Source organism: Corallococcus macrosporus (assembly GCF_017302985.1).
GTDB lineage: Bacteria > Myxococcota > Myxococcia > Myxococcales > Myxococcaceae > Corallococcus > Corallococcus macrosporus_A.
In genome coordinates this window covers 559,838-575,628 of record NZ_JAFIMU010000017.1, presented here as the reverse complement: position 1 = coordinate 575,628, position 15,791 = coordinate 559,838, and the positions used below count along the sequence as shown (strand labels likewise).

Below are 15,791 nucleotides of genomic sequence, written 5' to 3'. Positions count from 1 at the left end.
TTCGCAAGGCCCTGGATTCACTGCCAAAGGGCCGGGCCGGTGGTATCAAGCACGCCACCATGCCTGAAACGCCTTCGCCCCTGTTCAACGCGGTCCCCGTGGAGATGGACTTCCCGGCCGAGGAGCGCCGCATCCTGGCCTTCTGGAAGGAGCGCGGCATCTTCGAGAAATCGCTCAAGGCGAACGAAGGCAAGCCCTCCTTCGTCTTCTACGAAGGCCCGCCCACCGCGAACGGCCTGCCCCACAACGGCCACGTCCTCACGCGCGTCATCAAGGACCTGTTCCCGCGCTACCAGACCATGCGGGGCCACTACGTGCCGCGCAAGGCGGGCTGGGACACGCACGGCCTGCCGGTGGAGGTGGAGGTGGAGAAGGAGCTCCGCATCCACGGCAAGGCGGAGATTGAAAAGTACGGCGTGGAGCCCTTCACGGAGCGCTGCATCGAGTCCGTGTTCCGCTACACCTCCGAGTGGGAGCGGCTGACCCAGCGCATCGGCTTCTGGGTGGACCTCAACGAGGCCTACGTCACCTATCACCGCGGCTTCGTGCAGAGCGTGTGGTGGGCGCTCTCCGAGCTCTACAAGAAGGGCCTGCTGTACCAGGGCCACAAGGTGGTCTGGTGGTGGCCGCGCGGCGGCACCGCGCTGTCCGCCGCCGAAGTGGGCCTGGGCTACAAGACGGTGGACGACCCCAGCGTCTATGTGGCCTTCCCGCTGCGCGACGCCCCGGACACGTCGCTGCTCATCTGGACGACGACCCCCTGGACGCTGCCGTCCAACATGTACGCGGCCGTCAACCCGTCCGTGGACTACGTCACCGTGGACGCGGGGGACCGCAAGCTCATCCTCGCCGCCGCGCTGCGCGAGGAGCTGGCCAAGAAGCTGAAGAAGGACCTGCCCGTGCTGTCCACGCAGAAGGGCAGCGACCTCGTGGGCAAGCGCTACACGCCGCCCTTCGACACGTACTTCGCGAAGGAGTCGGACGCCACGCTGCCGCTCAAGGACGGCGGGCAGGACACGGTGGGCTGGCGCGTGATTCCGGCGGACTTCGTCACGCTGGACAGCGGCACGGGCATCGTCCACACGGCGCCCGCCTTCGGCGAGGACGACTACCGGGCCTACCGCAAGGACGCCACGCGCTTCCAGGACCCGGACGCGTTGGGCATGCGCTGCGCGGTGAAGCCGGACGGCACGTTCTCCGAAGAGGTGCCGCTCGTCACCGGCAAGTTCGTGAAGGACGCGGACAAGGACCTGCAGCGCAACCTGAAGGAGCGCGGGCTGCTCATCCACACGGAGCAGTACCGCCACGAGTACCCCTTCTGCTGGCGCGCGGATGAAGACCCGCTCATCCAGTACGCCCGCCCCGCCTGGTACATCCGCACCACCTCCGTCATCGAGCAGGCCAAGGCCAACAACCAGCAGGTCAACTGGGTCCCGGAGAACATCAAGGACGGCCGCTTCGGCGACTTCCTGGCCAACAACGTGGACTGGGCCCTGTCGCGCGAGCGCTACTGGGGCACGCCGCTGCCCCTGTGGATCCACTCGGAGACGGGTGAGACGGAGGCCGTGGCCTCCATCGCGGAGCTGCGCCAGAAGCCGGGCAACAACGTGGCCGCCGTGGAGGCGGAGCTGAAGGCTTTCCTCGCCGGCAAGCCGCACGAGTCCAACGCGGAGCACCTGCTGGTCCACAAGCCGTGGATCGACAAGGTGACGTACGAGAAGGCCGGCGCCAGCGGGAAGTTCCAGCGCGTCCCGGAAGTGGTGGACGTGTGGTTCGACTCGGGCTGCATGCCCTTCGCGCAGTGGGGCTTCCCGCACACGCCGGGCTCGCAGGAGATCTTCAACCGGGCCTTCCCGGCGGACTTCATCTCCGAGGCCATCGACCAGACGCGCGGCTGGTTCTACTCGCTGCTCATGGTCAGCACGCTGCTCTTCGACGAAGAGACGCAGAAGCGCATCGGCCTGACGCCCAAGCGCGAGTGGCCCATGCCGTACAAGAGCTGCATCGTGCTCGGCCACGTCTCCGACAAGGAGGGCAAGAAGGAGTCCAAGTCCAAGGGCAACTACACCCCGCCGGAGATCATCCTGGACGAGGTGCGCATGGACTTCGCGGTGCTCACCGCCACGGAGGCCGGCGTCCCCGCGGAGCCCGGCGTGGCGCTCATCGCGCGCGAGGACCTGGAGGGCCTGGACACGCAGGAGGGCGCGAAGGTGCAGCTCTTCCGCCCGGACCGGCCGGACGCCCCCGTCAGCGTGACGGTGAAGGTGCACAAGAAGCTCAAGCGCCGCGTGGTGCTGCTGGCGCCGCAGGAGCTTCAGCAACTGGACGTGAAGCCCTCCAAGCGCGGCGTGGACGTGATGCCGGTGGAGGTACCCCGGCTGGCGCCTTCCGAGCGCGTGGTGCTCAAGGACCCCGCCACCAAGGCGCCGGGCGCGGACGCGTTCCGGTGGTTCTTCTACGCGGCCAGCCCCACCTGGTCCAACACGCGCCACTCGCTGGCGAACGTGCGGCTGTTGCAGAAGGACTTCCAGGTCAAGCTGCGCAACGTCTACTCGTTCTTCACCATCTACGCGAACATCGACGGGTTCCACCCGGCGAAGGGCAACGCGGGCTCCACGGAGGCCCCGTGGCTGGCCATCCGCAAGAGCCAGGGCTGGCGCGAGGTGAAGGCCCGCCCCGTGCTGGACCGGTGGATCCTCTCCGAGGTGCAGCTCACCCTGCGCGACGTGGCCAAGGCGCTGGACACGTACCAGGTCTACGACGCGGCCCAGCGGATGGTGGCGCTGGTGGACGCGCTGTCCAACTGGTACCTGCGCCGCAGCCGCGAGCGCTTCTGGGCGCCGGGCTTCGAGCAGGACAAGCAGGACGCGTACTTCACGCTCTACGAGGCGCTGACCACCATCACGGCGCTGTCCGCGCCCTTCATCCCGTTCTTCGCGGATGAGATGTGGGGCAACCTGGTGGGCAAGCCGTGGGGCGCGTCGCAGCCGGAGAGCGTGCACCTGGCGCGCTTCCCGGACGTGGACGCAAGCCTCATCGACGAGGGGCTGGCCGCGGAGATGGGCGCGGTGCGCGAGCTGGTGTCGCTGGGCCTCAAGGTCCGCACGGACAACCGGCTCAAGGTGCGCCAGCCGCTGTCGCGCGCGGACGTCATCCTGTCGCGCCGCGAGCTGACGGAGCGCGTGGCGGTGTACCAGGCGCTCATCTCCGACGAGCTGAACGTGCACACCGTGAAGCTGGTGGAGCCGGGCAGCCCGGAGGCGGACGTGGTGCGCTACCGCGTGCGCCCCAACCTGCGCGCCATGGGCAGCCGGCTGGGCCCCAAGCTCGCGCCGGTGCGCAAGGCGTTCGATTCAGGCGACGGCCGCGCGCTGCACCACGAGCTGCTCACCACGGGCAAGGTGGCCCTGAACGTGGGCGGCGAGGACATGGTCTTCCCCGCCGAGGAGCTGGAGACGCTGGTGGAGGCGCAGCCGGGCTACGCCGCCGCGGGCGGAGCCGTGGGCGTGGTGGTGATGCACACGCAGCTCACCGAGGCCCTGGTGGACGAAGGCCTGGTGCGCGAACTGCTGGCGCGCGTGCAGGGCAGCCGCAAGGACATGAACCTGGGCTACACCGACCGCATCCGCCTGTGGGTGGACGGCGATGACCGGGTGAAGCGCGTCGTCGACGCGGCCCGCGAGGAGATTGCCCGCGAGACGCTGGCCTCGGAGATCCACGTGGGCCCCCAGGGCCTCACCGGCTCCGAGGAAGAGGCCAGCCTCAACGGCCTGCCCGCGAAGCTCCGCGTCGAGCGCGCCTGAGCCGCTGAAGTCCGGAGCCGGGAGGACCGGGAGGGTGTGGGCACCTCCCGGCTGACTCCCGGCTTGCCGCGTCAGGGGGCGCGTGTTACGCGATGCGCGTTCCCTCTGATTTCGCAAATCATTCTCAACATGCCCATCCAGAACCGAAGCCGTCCGCGCCGCCTCGTCCCGGGGGTGCTGCTTGGCGCCTCGCTCACCCTCCTCGCCACCTCTGCCCTGGCGCAGGAGCCCGCGGCTCCGGAGTCCGCGGCACCCACGGAAGAGCCTGGAAGCGACGGCGCCTACGTCCTGCCCACGGTGACGGTGGACAGTGAACGCGCCAACGGCCCGGTGCAGGGCTACACGGCGCGCCGCAGCGGCAGCGGCACGAAGACGGACACGGCGCTGGGAGAGACGCCGCAGTCGGTGTCGGTGGTGGGCCGGGCACAGATGGACGCGCAGCAGGCGCAGTCGGTGACGGAGGCCACGCGCTACACGCCGGGCGTGCGCTCGGACACGTTCGGCGCGGATCCTCGCAACGACTGGTTCCTGATTCGCGGCTTCACGTCACAGGAGGGCGGCTACTTCCTGGACGGGCTGCAGCTCTACTCCAGCAGCTTCGCCACCTGGCGCATCGAGCCCTTCGGCCTGGAGCGCGTGGAGGCCGTGCGCGGCCCCGCCTCCGTGCTGTACGGCGGCACGTCTCCGGGCGGCCTGCTCAACATGGCGGGAAAGCGCCCGCCGGTGGAGGGCCCGGTGCGGCACGTGGAGGTGGGCGCCAACGCGTTCGGCAACGGTTACGCGGGCGTGGACTTCGGCGGCGCCATCGACGCGGGCAACCACTGGCGCTACCGGGTGACGGCGCTGGCGCGCGGCGGCGGCACGCAGGTGGAGGACACGGACAACAACCGCCTCTTCATCGCACCGGCGCTCACGTGGGCGCCGTCGGAGCGCACGTCGCTGACGCTGCACGGCAGCTTCCTGGCGGACCGCACGCAGGGGCAGAACTTCCTGCCCTACGTGGGCACGGTGGTGGACGCGCCCTATGGCCGCATCCCCACGGACCTCTTCACCAGCGACAAGAGCCTGGACCACTTCCAGCGCAACCAGTCCTGGGCGGGCTACGAGCTCTCCCACCGCTTCAACGACACCTTCACGCTGCGGCAGAACCTGCGCTTCGCGCACCTGGACCTGGACTTCCAGACGCTCTACGGCGTGGGCTACGCGGGAGAGCCAGCGGACGCGCAGTTGTCGCGAGGCAACTTCGTCACCCGCCCGCGCGCGAACCTCTTCACGGTGGACACGCAGGGCGAGGCGCGCTTCAGCACCGGCCCCGTGCGCCACACGGTGCTGGCGGGCGTGGACTTCAAGAACTACCGCCTGGACGACGAGCAGGGCTACGAGGCGGGAGCACCGCTGGACCTGCTCAACCCGGTGCGCGGCGACTACACGCCCACGGAGTCGCGCTACACGCTGAACCGGTCCACGCAGGACCAGCTGGGCGTCTACCTCCAGGACCAGCTGCGCTTCGCGGACCGGCTGAGCCTGACGCTGAGCGGGCGTCATGACTGGGTGGGCATGGACGTGGACAACGAGCTGGCGCCCACGTCCAGCTACGACGGCAGCGAGAGCGCCTTCAGCGGCCGTGCGGGCCTGCTCTACCGGTTCGACTTCGGCCTCGCGCCGTACGTCAGCTATTCGAAGTCGTTCAACCCGGTGGCGGGGACGAAGTCGGACGGCTCGGTGTTCGAGCCGGAGAAGGGCCAGCAGGTGGAGGCGGGCGTGAAGTACCAGCCGGAAGCGTTCCCGGTGCTGGTGGGCCTGTCGCTGTTCGAGCTGAAGCGCCAGAACTTCGTGACGACGGACGGAGCCTTCAACCAGCTCCAGATTGGCGAGGTCCGCTCGCGAGGCTTCGAGGTGGAGGCCAACGCCACGCTGATTCACGGGCTGAGCCTGATTGGCTCCGCGTCGTTGTACTCACTGGAGATCACGGAAGGCGCGGACCTGGAGCTGGGCAAGCGTCCGGTGGGAGTGCCGGAGGTGTTGGCGTCGCTGTGGCTGGACTACACGTTCCAGGACGGAGCGCTGCGAGGCTTCGGAGCGGCGGCGGGAGTGCGCGGCGTGGGCAGCTCCTACGCGGACCGCGAGAACACGCTGGAAGTCCCAGGCTTCACGCTGGTGGACGCAAGCGTGCACTACGAGCGAGGCCCCTGGCGCGCGGCCATCAACGCCTCCAACCTGGCGGACAAGACCTACGTGTCCTCCTGCAGCTCCGCATCCGCCTGCTTCTACGGAGAGCGCCGCCGAGCATCCGCCACCGTCGGCTACACCTGGTAGCCGTCACGAGAGGTTGAAGGGCCCTTGTCTGGCAGGCCACCGCCAGCAAGGGCCCAAGTCGTTCCCGGCTACCGAGAGGACCCACGGCCAAGCGCCGAAGTCGGCTCTTTCGGGTGCATCTCCCCTGCCATGAAGCCTCCTCCACGGATGAGAAGCCAAGAATCCTCCTGGGCCCCACAGCCCGCGGCGCACCGTAAAAACCTGTCCGACAGTCGGACAGGTTTGGAGGACCGCGACGGCTGGGAGGCGGACAGCATGGACGGCAGGGGCTCAGCGCATCTCGCGCGCATGTCAGCCCCCAGGATTACACTTTGATGAGGGGCCCTTCGGGCGCATCACCAGTACGTGCGGGCGCTGTTGTTTTGCGCCTGCGCAGTCCCCATGCGAGCCCGCCGCAGCCCAGTGCCATCGCCAGCAGGAACGCTTCCGCCACGAACACCGGGGGCAGCCCGCGCGACAGCGCTGTGAACAGGTTCGCGTCCTGAGTTACCACGTCGCCCACCACCACCGCGCCGAACAGCACCGCGGCTGCCGCGCACAGCATGCTGCCCACTCGCCGCGACGAACCTCTGGGCACGAGCGCGATGACGACCGCGAGCGCCCATGCCCCCAGGAACAGGCCGAACTCCCAATCGCCTCGCCGCGCGAGCGTCCACGGCAGCAGGCGGTTCGCGGCGCAGTACACCGCCGAGCCAAACGCGAGCCCGGCGGATACGCCCACCGTCAGCCGCTCCAGCACTCGATTGCCCCTGCGCGTACGCAGCGGGTCGCGACGCTCCAACCAGATGAGGTTGCCCGTGATGATCACCGCGCACATCGCCAACCCCAGCAACGCGTAAAGCGGCTTCATCAGCGCCTCCGCGAACCGGCCGGCGTGCAGGTCGAAGAGGAGCCGCTCGAAGCTGAAGTTCGGCGTGCGGGACTCCACGCTCGTCCCGAAGGTTTCCCCCTTCACGGTGTCCACATGCGCGAAGTGGTCCGGTCCCAGCGGTGACAACTGGAAGTACACGCCGGCCCAGCCGTTCGCATCGCCGTAGTCGTGAAGCTCCACGTAGCGGGGCGTTCCCTCCGCTCCCGGCACCGACCCACGCGCTCGCCCCACCACCGCATCCAGTGACAGCATGGGCGCGTCCTTCCCCGACGCCTCCCGCACCGGCACGCTGTAGCCACGCAGCTGCGTCACCCGGTCCGCCTGCCCCCGGTACACCGTGCTCCCGAAGCCCTGTGCCGCCAGCCCAGCAAGGCACAGCACCGCCCCCGTCCACGCCAGCATCGCGGTGAATGGCAGCCCGAAGACTCCCAGCACCTTGTGCGCGTCCGATGCGGAGAAGCGCGGCTTCGCCGTGAGCCGGAAGCGCCACCACTGCGCCCTCAAGTCCTTCAGGTGGATCCACAGGCCGCTGACCAGCGCCACCAGCAGCGCCACCGACACCAGGCCCGCGAACTCCATCCCCCACGGCACCCGGTAGAAGAAGTGCATCCAGTACAGCTCGCTGGCCAGCCGGCTGCGCTCCGGCAGCGCGGTGCCCGTGAGCGGATCCAGCCACACCACGCGCAGCCCCGTGGGCTCGAAGAGATACGCGGTGATGAAGCGCGTCTCCTCGTGCGTGAGCAATCCCACGTGCGCGCCTCGCGGCAGCGGCCCCTGCTCCTTCACCCTCGCGAGCATCGCGTCGAACGACGGCGCTGACTCCGAGGGCGGCGCGACGTGGAGCGCGGGCTCCTGCCACACCTCCAGCTCCTCGCGGAACATCGAGAAGACACCGAAGAAGAAGATGACGAACAGGAACAGGCTGGCGACGACGCCCGCCCACGCATGCAGGTCGAACTGGATGCGGAACGTCCGGGGCGACAGCTTCATCGCGGGCCTCGCAGGACCAGCGCGACCGCCACCGGCACCACCACCGCCAGGCACACGCCCCACGCCACCCGGCCATTGCGCGCCAGCGGCAACGTGCACGCGAGCCCCACCCACACCGGCAGCACCACGTGGAAGCCCAGCGCGAAGGCCCACGGCCCCGACACCGGCAGGAACGCCATCACCGCCGCGCCCACCGCGAACGCAACGAGCGGCGCGCCCACCACCACCGCCAGCGTCCTCGCCACGGAGTGGTTCGCTGCCTTGTCTCCTTGTCCCGCGCTCATCGCCCCATGCCCATCAGCACCACCGGCACCAGCCCCGCCACGCCACTCACCCACGCGAAGGCCCGCGCCCGCCCAGGCCGGGGAGCGAGCACCAGCACCAGCACCGAGGCCGCCGTCATCGCCAGCACCAGCAGCACCAGCAGCCCCGCCACCAGCCCGAAGCCGGCCACACAGCATCCCAGGCACGCGAGCCCCGGCACCCCGGCGAGCCACCGCGCCCGGCCACCACCGCCCAGCCACGACACCGCCGACACGCAGAAACACAGCGCGGCCAGGCTCAGCATCGCGGCCACCGCCGGGCCCCGTCTCTTGGCTCAAAGTTGATAATGATTTGCACTTTCACGAATGACCCCGGACCTGTCAAGGCAGCCGGAGCGTCCGCGCACGAACACCGTCCGCGCGCCGCGCTTCCAGGAGCGGCCGTGCTCCGGATGATGGCGGCATGAGCGAAGCCACGCCCCTGAAGGGAAGCTGTCACTGCGGCGCGACGCGGTTCGAGGTCACCGCGCCGCCCAAGGACGTCACCCGCTGCAACTGCACCTTCTGCTCCAAGCGCGGCGTGCTCTGGGCCTACTACCCGCCGGAGCAGGTGAAGTTCACGAGCCGCGAACAGGTGGCCACCTACGACCGCAACGCGCCCGTCGAGCACCACCATTGCCAGAAGTGCGGCTGCGGTACGTGGACGGACACGCCCGTCTGGGAGAACAACGCGCCCGTGCCCGGCCAGTTCAAGGTCGGCCTCAACGCGCGCCTGTTCGACGACTTCAACCTGGACGCGGTGCACGTGAAGTTCGTGGACGGCCGCAACCTCTGGTAGCCGCTACAAGCGCGGGGCCGGCCCCCGGGCCTCCGGGAAGTCGGTGGACAGCGACAGGTCCTTCCACTTCTGGTCCTGCGCCTTGAGCGCGTCCAGCTTCTCCTGCGACAGCTCGAACGCGTCGCTGCCCAGCACCAGGTGCAGCGGCGGCGACGCCATCGCGGCCACCTGGAGCAGCACCCGAGCCGCGCGGTCCGGGTCCCCCGGCTCCTTGCCCGTGCGCGCACGCATGTGCTGAGCGACCACGCCCACCGTGGGCGCGTACTCCGGCAGGAAGTCCGGGATGGTCATGGACGCCCCCGCCCAGTCCGTGCGGAAGCCACCCGGCTCCAGCACCGTCACCTTCACGCCGAAGGGCGCCGTCTCCTTGGCCAGCACCTCGGAGAAGCCCCCCACCGCCCACTTCGCGGCCTGGTACGCGCCCAGCCCCGGCGTCGACAGCCGGCCTCCAATGGAGGACACCTGGATGACGTGCCCGGAGCGCTGCTCGCGCAAGACAGGCAGCGCCGCGCGCGTCACGTTCATCACCCCGAAGAGGTTCGTGTCCAACTGCGAGCGGAAGTCCTCGTCCGTCACCTGCTCGATGGGCGCCAGGCTGCCGTAGCCCGCGTTGTTCACCACCACGTCCAGCCGGCCGAACGCCTCCACCGCCACGCGCACCGCCGCCCTCGCCTGCTCGGGGTTCGTCACGTCCAGGGCCACCGCGCGGACCCGGTCCCCGTAGCGCTCCACCAGCGAGGCCAGCTGCTCCGGCTTGCGCGCCGTGGCCACCAGCCGGTGCCCGGCCGCCAGCACGGCCTCCGCGAAGCCGCGCCCCAGCCCTCGCGAGGAGCCGGTGATGAGCCAGACACGGGACGTCTCAGGGGATGCACTCATGGCGGGGAATCCTTTCAACTAACCAGTTGGTTACATGGATATAAAGGGGGACCTCCCAGGGTGCAACCCGGAATGGGCTGGGGCATGGTGGGACGGCATGGCTGGAGACGCGCAGAAGACCCGGCAGCGCCTGCTGGAGGCGGCCGCGGCGGAGTTCTCGGAGAAGGGCATCGCGGGCGCGCGTGTGGACCGCATCGCGGCGGCGGCCGGCTGCAACAAGGCGCTCATCTATTCGTACTTCGGCAGCAAGGAGCAGCTCTTCGACGCCGTCTTCGACGTGCACGTGGCGGAGGTGGCGCGTGAGACGCCCATCGACGCGGCGGACCTCCCCGCCTACGCGGGGCGGCTGTTCGACGGCTTCCAGGTCCGGCCGCAGGTGCTGCGCCTGGCCACCTGGTACGAGCTGGAGCACGGCCCCGCCGTGGAGATTCCGGAGGCGGTCGCTCGCAGCAACCAGCACAAGGCGGCCGCCATCGCGAAGGCCCAGAAGGAGGGGCTGGTGTCCCGGCACTTCGCGGCGGACGAGCTGCTGGCGCTGGTGCTGGCGCTGTCCAAGACGTGGGCGTTCCCGCTGTCCTACTGCGCCTCGGACAGCCCGCCCTCGCCCGCGGAGATCCGACGGCGGCGCCGTTCCGTAGTGGAGGCGGTCCGGCTCCTGGTGACGCCTGTCGGTTCTCCTGCTTGAGGCGCGTCAGGGCGCGGGCCCACCCATGACCTTCCGCCTTCCTTCGAACGCTGGCTACAACACGCTGGAAGGGGACGTCCGCAAGGCCATGTCCCTGGACGGCGAGCCCTGTCTCCTGATGCGGCTGCGAAGCACCGGGACCCACTTCCGCAGGGACACCCATGACTTCAACGAGGTCGTGGAGGACTTCGACCTCCGGCTGCCGCAGGTCGTGGTGCTGCGCACCCACTTCGACGCCCTGCTGCGGGCGCTCCGGCAATGGCAGGTCACCCAGGAGGCGTTCAGCCTGGACCTGGACACCGGGCTGGACGTCACCTGCACCGTGGAGGTCCGCGCCCGCTCCGACGCGGCCAGCGACCGGTGGAAGCCGGACTTCACCCTCGTCTACGCCGGCGCGAAGGCGCGCATTGAAGTCACCTTCGGGGTGGATGCGTCGTGCCTGCTGGAGTGGACGGAGGGACTGGAGCAGTCGGTCGCGGTCCCCCACTGAGGGCCCGCCCGCTTCAGTTCGCGGTGAAGGCCGTGTCGTTGCGGTACAGCAGCGTCTGGGACCAGTCCGCCGTGTAGACCAGCGTGTCCACGCGGTAGGTGCCCGCGCCCAGCGACGTGGGGAGGGTGAACGCGGACGTGTAGCCGCGCGTCTGGCCCGCCGTGAAGGCCTGCGCCGTGTACGAGCGCTCCGCCACCAGCGCCGAGTTGCCCGCGTTGCGGATCTCATACTTCACCACCAGCGTCCGCGCCGTGGATGACGTCACGGTGCCCGTCACGTTGAAGGACTGGCCGCGCGTCACCGTCGCCGGGCTCACCGTGGCCTTCGTGGTGGACAGCTGCGCGGGCTGCGGGTTCCGGCCCGCGTAGAAGTTCTTGAACACCGCCGCGGCGTTGGGGAACTCGGTGACGAAGGTGTTGCCGCCATTGGCATCCGCGCTGGACAGCTGGTGGTGGCCGTCCGGCGCCTGGATGTCGAAGTACGAGTGGTAGCCCACGTTGTTCGCCGGGTCGAAGATGAACGCCAGCATCTGCTGCACGTAGTACGTGTCATCCCCGCCACCCTGGGTGGCCGCGTCGTTGACGCCCCACTCGGGCACGGACAGCCGCTTGTTGTGGGACTGCGCGAAGCTCTTGAACTTCGTCAGCGCCGGACCGAACTGCGCGTTCCACACCGACTGCCACCGCGTGAGCGCGCAGGAGCCCGTGCAGCCCGACGGAATGGGATAGGCGCCGTTCCAGCCCTGGTCGTACATGTCCAGGCCGATGTAGTCGACGTACGCGTCGCCCGGGTACGTGGCGCTCAGGTCCGCGGCGGAGATGTCGTAGTTCGGGTTCCAGTCGAACTCGAAGCCCGCGTTCGGCTGCTGCGTGCGCATGGCCGTCACGATGCGGCGGAAGCACGCGGCGAAGTTCGCCTGCTGGCCGTTGCCGGAGTACCAGGGCATCCAGTTGCCGCTGAACTCCCAGCCCAGCCGGATGATGGTGCCCTGAAGCTCGTAGGCCACCAGGTTGGTCGCCAGGTTCTTGAAGCGCGCGTCGTACGCCCCCGCCGCGCACGACGCGAGCGAGCCCTGCCCGGAGGGGAACATCGCCACCGAGTAGTTGAAGCGCCGCCCCGGCTTCGCCTTCACCCAGGTGCGCCACGCGCCCAGCTGCCAGCCCGGGTTCTCGATGTTGCCCCAGGAGTCCTTCGCCTGGTGCCCCTGGCCCATCTTCACGTCGAAGCCCAGCCAGGTGGAGTACGCGTTCACCGCGTTCGGCTGCGAGTACACCTCACCCCGGTACACCCCCGTCAGCGGATCCGCTGACGCGCTCAGCCCGGCACACAGCGTGGACACCACGGAGACAGAGACGAACCAGCGCTTGAGGCGCGAATGCATGGGGAGGGCTCCTGGAGGGGGAAAGAAGCTATTTCTGAATCTCCAGGACTTACCGCTTACGTGTCAACGAGGGCCGGGCGGACTTCACTGCCGGTGGGAGCCCGCCGGTACGCGCCGGGCCCCACGCCCCAGCGGCGCTTGAAGGCCTTGCTGAAGGCGGGCGCGCTCTCGTAGCCGGCGCGCTCGGCGATGGTGTCCAGGCTGTCGGTGGACTCCCGCAGCCAGCGCGCGGCGCGGATCATCCGCCAGTTGGCCAGGTAGTGCAGGGGCGTCTCGCCCACCAGCGCGTGGAAGCGCGCGGCGAACCCGGAGCGGGACACGCCCACGGCCTGCGCCAGCCGCTCCACCGTCCAGGGCGTGCCGGGCTGTTCGTGCATCAGCGAGAGCGCGTTCCCGATGGCCGGATCCGCCAGCGCCTTCCATCCCGCCTGCCGAGCCTCCGCCAGCGCCGTCTGGGCCCGCAGCGCGTGGACGAGCAGCACGTCCGCCAGCCGGCCCAGCACCAGCGCGCTCCCCGGCCCCGGCATGGCGGTCTCCGCGGTGATGAGTTGCACGGTGGCGGCGAGCGACGGCGTTCCCTGCCCCTCCTGCGTGGAAAGGCGGATGAGGGAGGGAAAGGTCCGCAGCAGCGGATGCGTGGGGTCCACGCCCAACTGGAAGCAGCCGGTGATCAGCGTGGTGAGCGGCCCCGCTCCGCCCAGCCGCGTGTTGGGCGGACGGAGCAACCGAGACGGGACGAAGTCGCTCGCGGCGGGGGCGCGGCGGCTTCCGTCATCCAGCACGTGCGCGGGCGCTCGGGGCAGCAGCACCACGTCTCCGGCGGACAGGAACACCGGCTTCGCCGTGCCCTCCACCTGGAGGCGCAGGCTCCCGCGCGCCACCACGTAGAAGGACGCGTTGGCCTTGCGGGGCAGGCGCAGCGCCCAGGGCGCGCCCAGCTCGAAGCGGCCGAAGAGCAGCGTCTTGAACCGCAGCGTCTCCAGCACGTCGGAGACCACGTCGGTCTTTTCGTCCGGAGGCATTGGACTCGGAGACAGTTCTTTTGGACGCAGTGACATGGAGCGTCCATAACGGACGGCCTATTTAGGGTCCATCACCTCTTCGCTGGAGGCAGCACGTGGACCACACTTCCGCAGACCTGACCCGGCTGATGGACGCGCACCTCGCGCTCATCGCCACGTACGTCGAGCGCTGGCTCGCCCTGTTCGCGGACGACGCCGTCGTCGAGTTCCCCTACGCCCCCTCGCTCGGCACGCCGTCCCGGCTGGAGGGCATTGGCGCCATCCGCGCGTACTTCGCGCCCATCACCCAGCACTTCCAGGGCCTCACCTTCACGAACGTCCGGCGCTACCCGGGCGCGGATGGCCAGACGGGCTGGCTGGAGGTGCACGGCACCGCGACGCTTCAGCCCGGGAACATCCCCTACGCACAGGACTACGTGATGCGGATGCAGGTGCGCGACGGCCGCATCGCTCACTACCGCGAGTACTGGAACCCGCTGGCCGCGCCCCGGGGCACGTTCGAGAGCTTCGACAAGGAGCGCGCATGACTCGCATCCTCGTCATCGGAGCGGCTGGCAACACGGGACGTCCCATCGCGGAAGGGCTCACGGCGGAGGGCTTCACGGTGCGCACCGCCACGCGCGACACGCGGCCGCCCGTCGCCGCCGCCGCTGAACACGTTCGCTTCGACTGGGCGGACCCTTCCACGCATGCGGCGGCGCTGGAGGGCGTGGACCGGATGTACGTCCTGGCGCCCGGGCTGGTGGAGGACCCGTCCACCCTCATGATTCCCGTCCTGGAGCGCGCGCTGGCCGGCGGCGTGCGGCGGGTCGTCCTGCTCTCTGCGTCCGCCGTTGCGGAGGGAGGCCCGGGGCTGGGACAGGTGCACCACTTCCTGCGCACGCACGCGCCGGAGTGGAGCGTGCTCCAGCCCTCGTGGTTCATGCAGAACTTCATCAGCCCCGTGCACCACCACCACGCCGGACTCCAGCGAGACGGCGTGCTGGTGACGGCCACCGGCCACGGACGGGTGGGCTTCGTGGACGCGGGGGACATCGCGGCGGTGGGTGTCCGGGCGCTCGCGGATGCCGCGTCCCATGACACCGCGCACGTCATCACCGGTCCCCAGGCGCTGGGCTACGACGACGTCGCGGCCATCCTGTCCCGGGTGACGGGCCGCCCCGTCCGGCACGTGCACGCGACGCCGGAGGAGGCACAGCGGCACCTTCAAGCCACCGGCATGCCTGAGGCCTATGCGCGCTTCCTCACGCTGCTCGACACGTCCATCCGCGACGGGGCCGAGGACCGCGTGACGGACACCGTGCTGCGCGTCACCGGCCGCGCGCCGCGCGACTTCGAGTCATTCGCCCGGGCACAGGGGAACCTCTGGCATTGAAGCCGCGAGGTCCGCGGGAAGAAGCGCCACCGCCCGGGAGAGGGACGGACGGCGGCGCGGACGGCTCAGGTGCAGGTCTTCGGGTAGCTGCTGTTCGGCAGGCAGACCTTCACCTGCCCACCGTTGCAGCCGCACCAGTTGGACGTGCACTGCGAATCGCTGGTGCACGCCGTCCAGTTGCCACACTGCTTCGGGTACGTGGAGTTCGGCAGACACACGCGGGTCGTGCCGCCGTTGCAGCCACAGCGGTTGGAGGTGCAGTCCGCGTCACCGCTGCACGACGCCCAGTTGGGCTGCAGCTGCGACTCCACACTGCCCATCTCCACTTCCTGCGCCACGTCCTCCGACGCGACGTCCACGCCACCGCACGCCAGCAACGGCAACACCAACAAGGCCAGGAACAGGCTCTGACGCTTCATCACATCGCCTCCATGCAAGGGTGATGTCCCGGGCCGCTGGGAGTGCGACTCGCGGGACGCCCAATCCCTACCAGCAGCAGAAATACCGGTCAAAGCCGCCTAATTCGATTTAATTGCCTTAAACGCATTAACCGCAGAATCCACCTGCTCGGCCTGAGCGCGAGATGCTTGCGCCCGGCGAGCAGTTCACGCCGTGAGGACCGGGCCGGAACATGACGAGCCGGCTGCTCTGGATGCTCTCCGCCCAGGCTCCAAGCAACCGCTACGCACTCCAGCAGCCCCTGGAGGCCCGCGTGGAGGCGATGGCGGATTGCGAACCTGGGCTACGACGTCGTGCGCATCCCCATGCCCACCCCCTACCGCCAGGACGACGGCGACACCTGCGTGGGGACGCCCGAGCGCATCCGTGAGTGCGACGGCACGAACACGCGCGTCTGGGCCACGTGCGCCAACCCCATCCGC

General features: G+C 69.6%; 14 protein-coding genes. 7 read left to right on the top strand and 7 right to left on the bottom strand.

From position 1 onward, the window contains the following. Positions 1 to 59: 59 nt before the first annotated feature. Both ileS and JYK02_RS38625 read left to right on the top strand, forming a co-directional pair. A complete protein-coding gene (gene ileS, locus JYK02_RS38630) occupies positions 60 to 3,803 on the top strand; it encodes an isoleucine--tRNA ligase (RefSeq protein WP_207057974.1) in 3,744 nt (1,247 codons plus the stop codon). 129 nt (positions 3,804 to 3,932) lie between these two features. Next, positions 3,933 to 6,119: a TonB-dependent siderophore receptor gene (locus JYK02_RS38625; protein ID WP_207057973.1), complete on the top strand. Its 2,187-nt coding sequence runs from the start codon at positions 3,933 to 3,935 to the stop codon at positions 6,117 to 6,119. A gap of 304 nt (positions 6,120 to 6,423) precedes the next feature. Here the strand turns inward: JYK02_RS38625 and JYK02_RS38620 are convergent, their stop codons facing one another. Genes JYK02_RS38620 through JYK02_RS38610 form a run of 3 tightly spaced genes read right to left on the bottom strand, consistent with a single transcriptional unit; the run spans position 6,424 to position 8,548 of the window. After that, on the bottom strand, positions 6,424 to 7,980 hold the full coding sequence (locus tag JYK02_RS38620) for a PepSY-associated TM helix domain-containing protein (RefSeq protein ID WP_207057972.1): 1,557 nt from the start codon (positions 7,978 to 7,980) through the stop codon (positions 6,424 to 6,426). Next, complete coding sequence (locus JYK02_RS38615; RefSeq protein ID WP_207057971.1) at positions 7,977 to 8,264, bottom strand: hypothetical protein; 288 nt, start codon at positions 8,262 to 8,264, stop codon at positions 7,977 to 7,979. Before JYK02_RS38615 ends, JYK02_RS38620 begins: the two co-directional genes overlap by 4 nt. After that, on the bottom strand, positions 8,261 to 8,548 hold the full coding sequence (locus JYK02_RS38610; RefSeq protein ID WP_207058353.1) for a hypothetical protein: 288 nt from the start codon (positions 8,546 to 8,548) through the stop codon (positions 8,261 to 8,263). Before JYK02_RS38610 ends, JYK02_RS38615 begins: the two co-directional genes overlap by 4 nt. A 158-nt stretch (positions 8,549 to 8,706) precedes the next feature. Here JYK02_RS38610 and JYK02_RS38605 point away from each other — a divergent pair, with 158 nt between their 5' ends. Beyond that, positions 8,707 to 9,081, top strand: a complete 375-nt coding sequence (locus JYK02_RS38605) for a GFA family protein (RefSeq protein ID WP_207057970.1) — start codon at positions 8,707 to 8,709, stop codon at positions 9,079 to 9,081. 3 nt (positions 9,082 to 9,084) lie between these two features. Here the strand turns inward: JYK02_RS38605 and JYK02_RS38600 are convergent, their stop codons facing one another. Beyond that, positions 9,085 to 9,957, bottom strand: a complete 873-nt coding sequence (locus tag JYK02_RS38600) for an oxidoreductase (protein ID WP_207057969.1) — start codon at positions 9,955 to 9,957, stop codon at positions 9,085 to 9,087. A 97-nt stretch (positions 9,958 to 10,054) separates the two neighbouring features. Between JYK02_RS38600 and JYK02_RS38595 the strand changes: the two genes are divergently transcribed. After that, positions 10,055 to 10,642: a TetR family transcriptional regulator gene (locus JYK02_RS38595; RefSeq protein WP_207057968.1), complete on the top strand. Its 588-nt coding sequence runs from the start codon at positions 10,055 to 10,057 to the stop codon at positions 10,640 to 10,642. Positions 10,643 to 10,667: 25 nt separating this feature from the next. After that, on the top strand, positions 10,668 to 11,132 hold the full coding sequence (locus JYK02_RS38590) for a hypothetical protein (protein WP_207057967.1): 465 nt from the start codon (positions 10,668 to 10,670) through the stop codon (positions 11,130 to 11,132). A 13-nt stretch (positions 11,133 to 11,145) separates the two neighbouring features. On the opposite strand, the gene JYK02_RS38585 is transcribed toward JYK02_RS38590, so the two are convergent. Together JYK02_RS38585 and JYK02_RS38580 are read right to left on the bottom strand one after the other, a co-directional pair. Then, entirely contained in the window at positions 11,146 to 12,513 is a 1,368-nt protein-coding gene (locus tag JYK02_RS38585; RefSeq protein WP_207057966.1) for a glycoside hydrolase family 26 protein, read from the bottom strand. 56 nt (positions 12,514 to 12,569) lie between these two features. Next, positions 12,570 to 13,535, bottom strand: a complete 966-nt coding sequence (locus JYK02_RS38580; protein ID WP_207057965.1) for an AraC family transcriptional regulator — start codon at positions 13,533 to 13,535, stop codon at positions 12,570 to 12,572. A 95-nt stretch (positions 13,536 to 13,630) separates the two neighbouring features. Here JYK02_RS38580 and JYK02_RS38575 point away from each other — a divergent pair, with 95 nt between their 5' ends. Both JYK02_RS38575 and JYK02_RS38570 read left to right on the top strand, forming a co-directional pair. Then, positions 13,631 to 14,062 carry a nuclear transport factor 2 family protein gene (locus JYK02_RS38575; protein WP_207057964.1) on the top strand — a complete coding sequence of 144 codons (432 nt, stop codon included), beginning with the start codon at positions 13,631 to 13,633 and terminating at the stop codon, positions 14,060 to 14,062. Beyond that, positions 14,059 to 14,910: an NmrA family NAD(P)-binding protein gene (locus JYK02_RS38570; RefSeq protein WP_207057963.1), complete on the top strand. Its 852-nt coding sequence runs from the start codon at positions 14,059 to 14,061 to the stop codon at positions 14,908 to 14,910. Before JYK02_RS38575 ends, JYK02_RS38570 begins: the two co-directional genes overlap by 4 nt. A 65-nt stretch (positions 14,911 to 14,975) precedes the next feature. Here JYK02_RS38570 and JYK02_RS38565 read toward each other — a convergent pair whose 3' ends face one another. Beyond that, positions 14,976 to 15,329 (bottom strand): hypothetical protein, encoded by a 354-nt coding sequence (locus tag JYK02_RS38565; protein ID WP_207057962.1) that lies wholly within the window; start codon positions 15,327 to 15,329, stop codon positions 14,976 to 14,978. Positions 15,330 to 15,791 lie beyond the last annotated feature (462 nt).

Coding starts and splice junctions, on each gene's coding strand:
- JYK02_RS38600 (WP_207057969.1), bottom strand. CDS start 9,957: ATGAGTGCATCCCCTGAGACGTCCCGTGTCTGGCTCATCACCGGCTCC.
- JYK02_RS38570 (WP_207057963.1), top strand. CDS start 14,059: ATGACTCGCATCCTCGTCATCGGAGCGGCTGGCAACACGGGACGTCCC.
- JYK02_RS38595 (WP_207057968.1), top strand. CDS start 10,055: ATGGCTGGAGACGCGCAGAAGACCCGGCAGCGCCTGCTGGAGGCGGCC.
- JYK02_RS38565 (WP_207057962.1), bottom strand. CDS start 15,329: ATGAAGCGTCAGAGCCTGTTCCTGGCCTTGTTGGTGTTGCCGTTGCTG.
- JYK02_RS38605 (WP_207057970.1), top strand. CDS start 8,707: ATGAGCGAAGCCACGCCCCTGAAGGGAAGCTGTCACTGCGGCGCGACG.
- JYK02_RS38585 (WP_207057966.1), bottom strand. CDS start 12,513: ATGCATTCGCGCCTCAAGCGCTGGTTCGTCTCTGTCTCCGTGGTGTCC.
- JYK02_RS38580 (WP_207057965.1), bottom strand. CDS start 13,535: ATGCCTCCGGACGAAAAGACCGACGTGGTCTCCGACGTGCTGGAGACG.
- JYK02_RS38610 (WP_207058353.1), bottom strand. CDS start 8,548: ATGCTGAGCCTGGCCGCGCTGTGTTTCTGCGTGTCGGCGGTGTCGTGG.
- JYK02_RS38625 (WP_207057973.1), top strand. CDS start 3,933: ATGCCCATCCAGAACCGAAGCCGTCCGCGCCGCCTCGTCCCGGGGGTG.
- ileS (WP_207057974.1), top strand. CDS start 60: ATGCCTGAAACGCCTTCGCCCCTGTTCAACGCGGTCCCCGTGGAGATG.
- JYK02_RS38620 (WP_207057972.1), bottom strand. CDS start 7,980: ATGAAGCTGTCGCCCCGGACGTTCCGCATCCAGTTCGACCTGCATGCG.
- JYK02_RS38590 (WP_207057967.1), top strand. CDS start 10,668: ATGACCTTCCGCCTTCCTTCGAACGCTGGCTACAACACGCTGGAAGGG.
- JYK02_RS38615 (WP_207057971.1), bottom strand. CDS start 8,264: ATGAGCGCGGGACAAGGAGACAAGGCAGCGAACCACTCCGTGGCGAGG.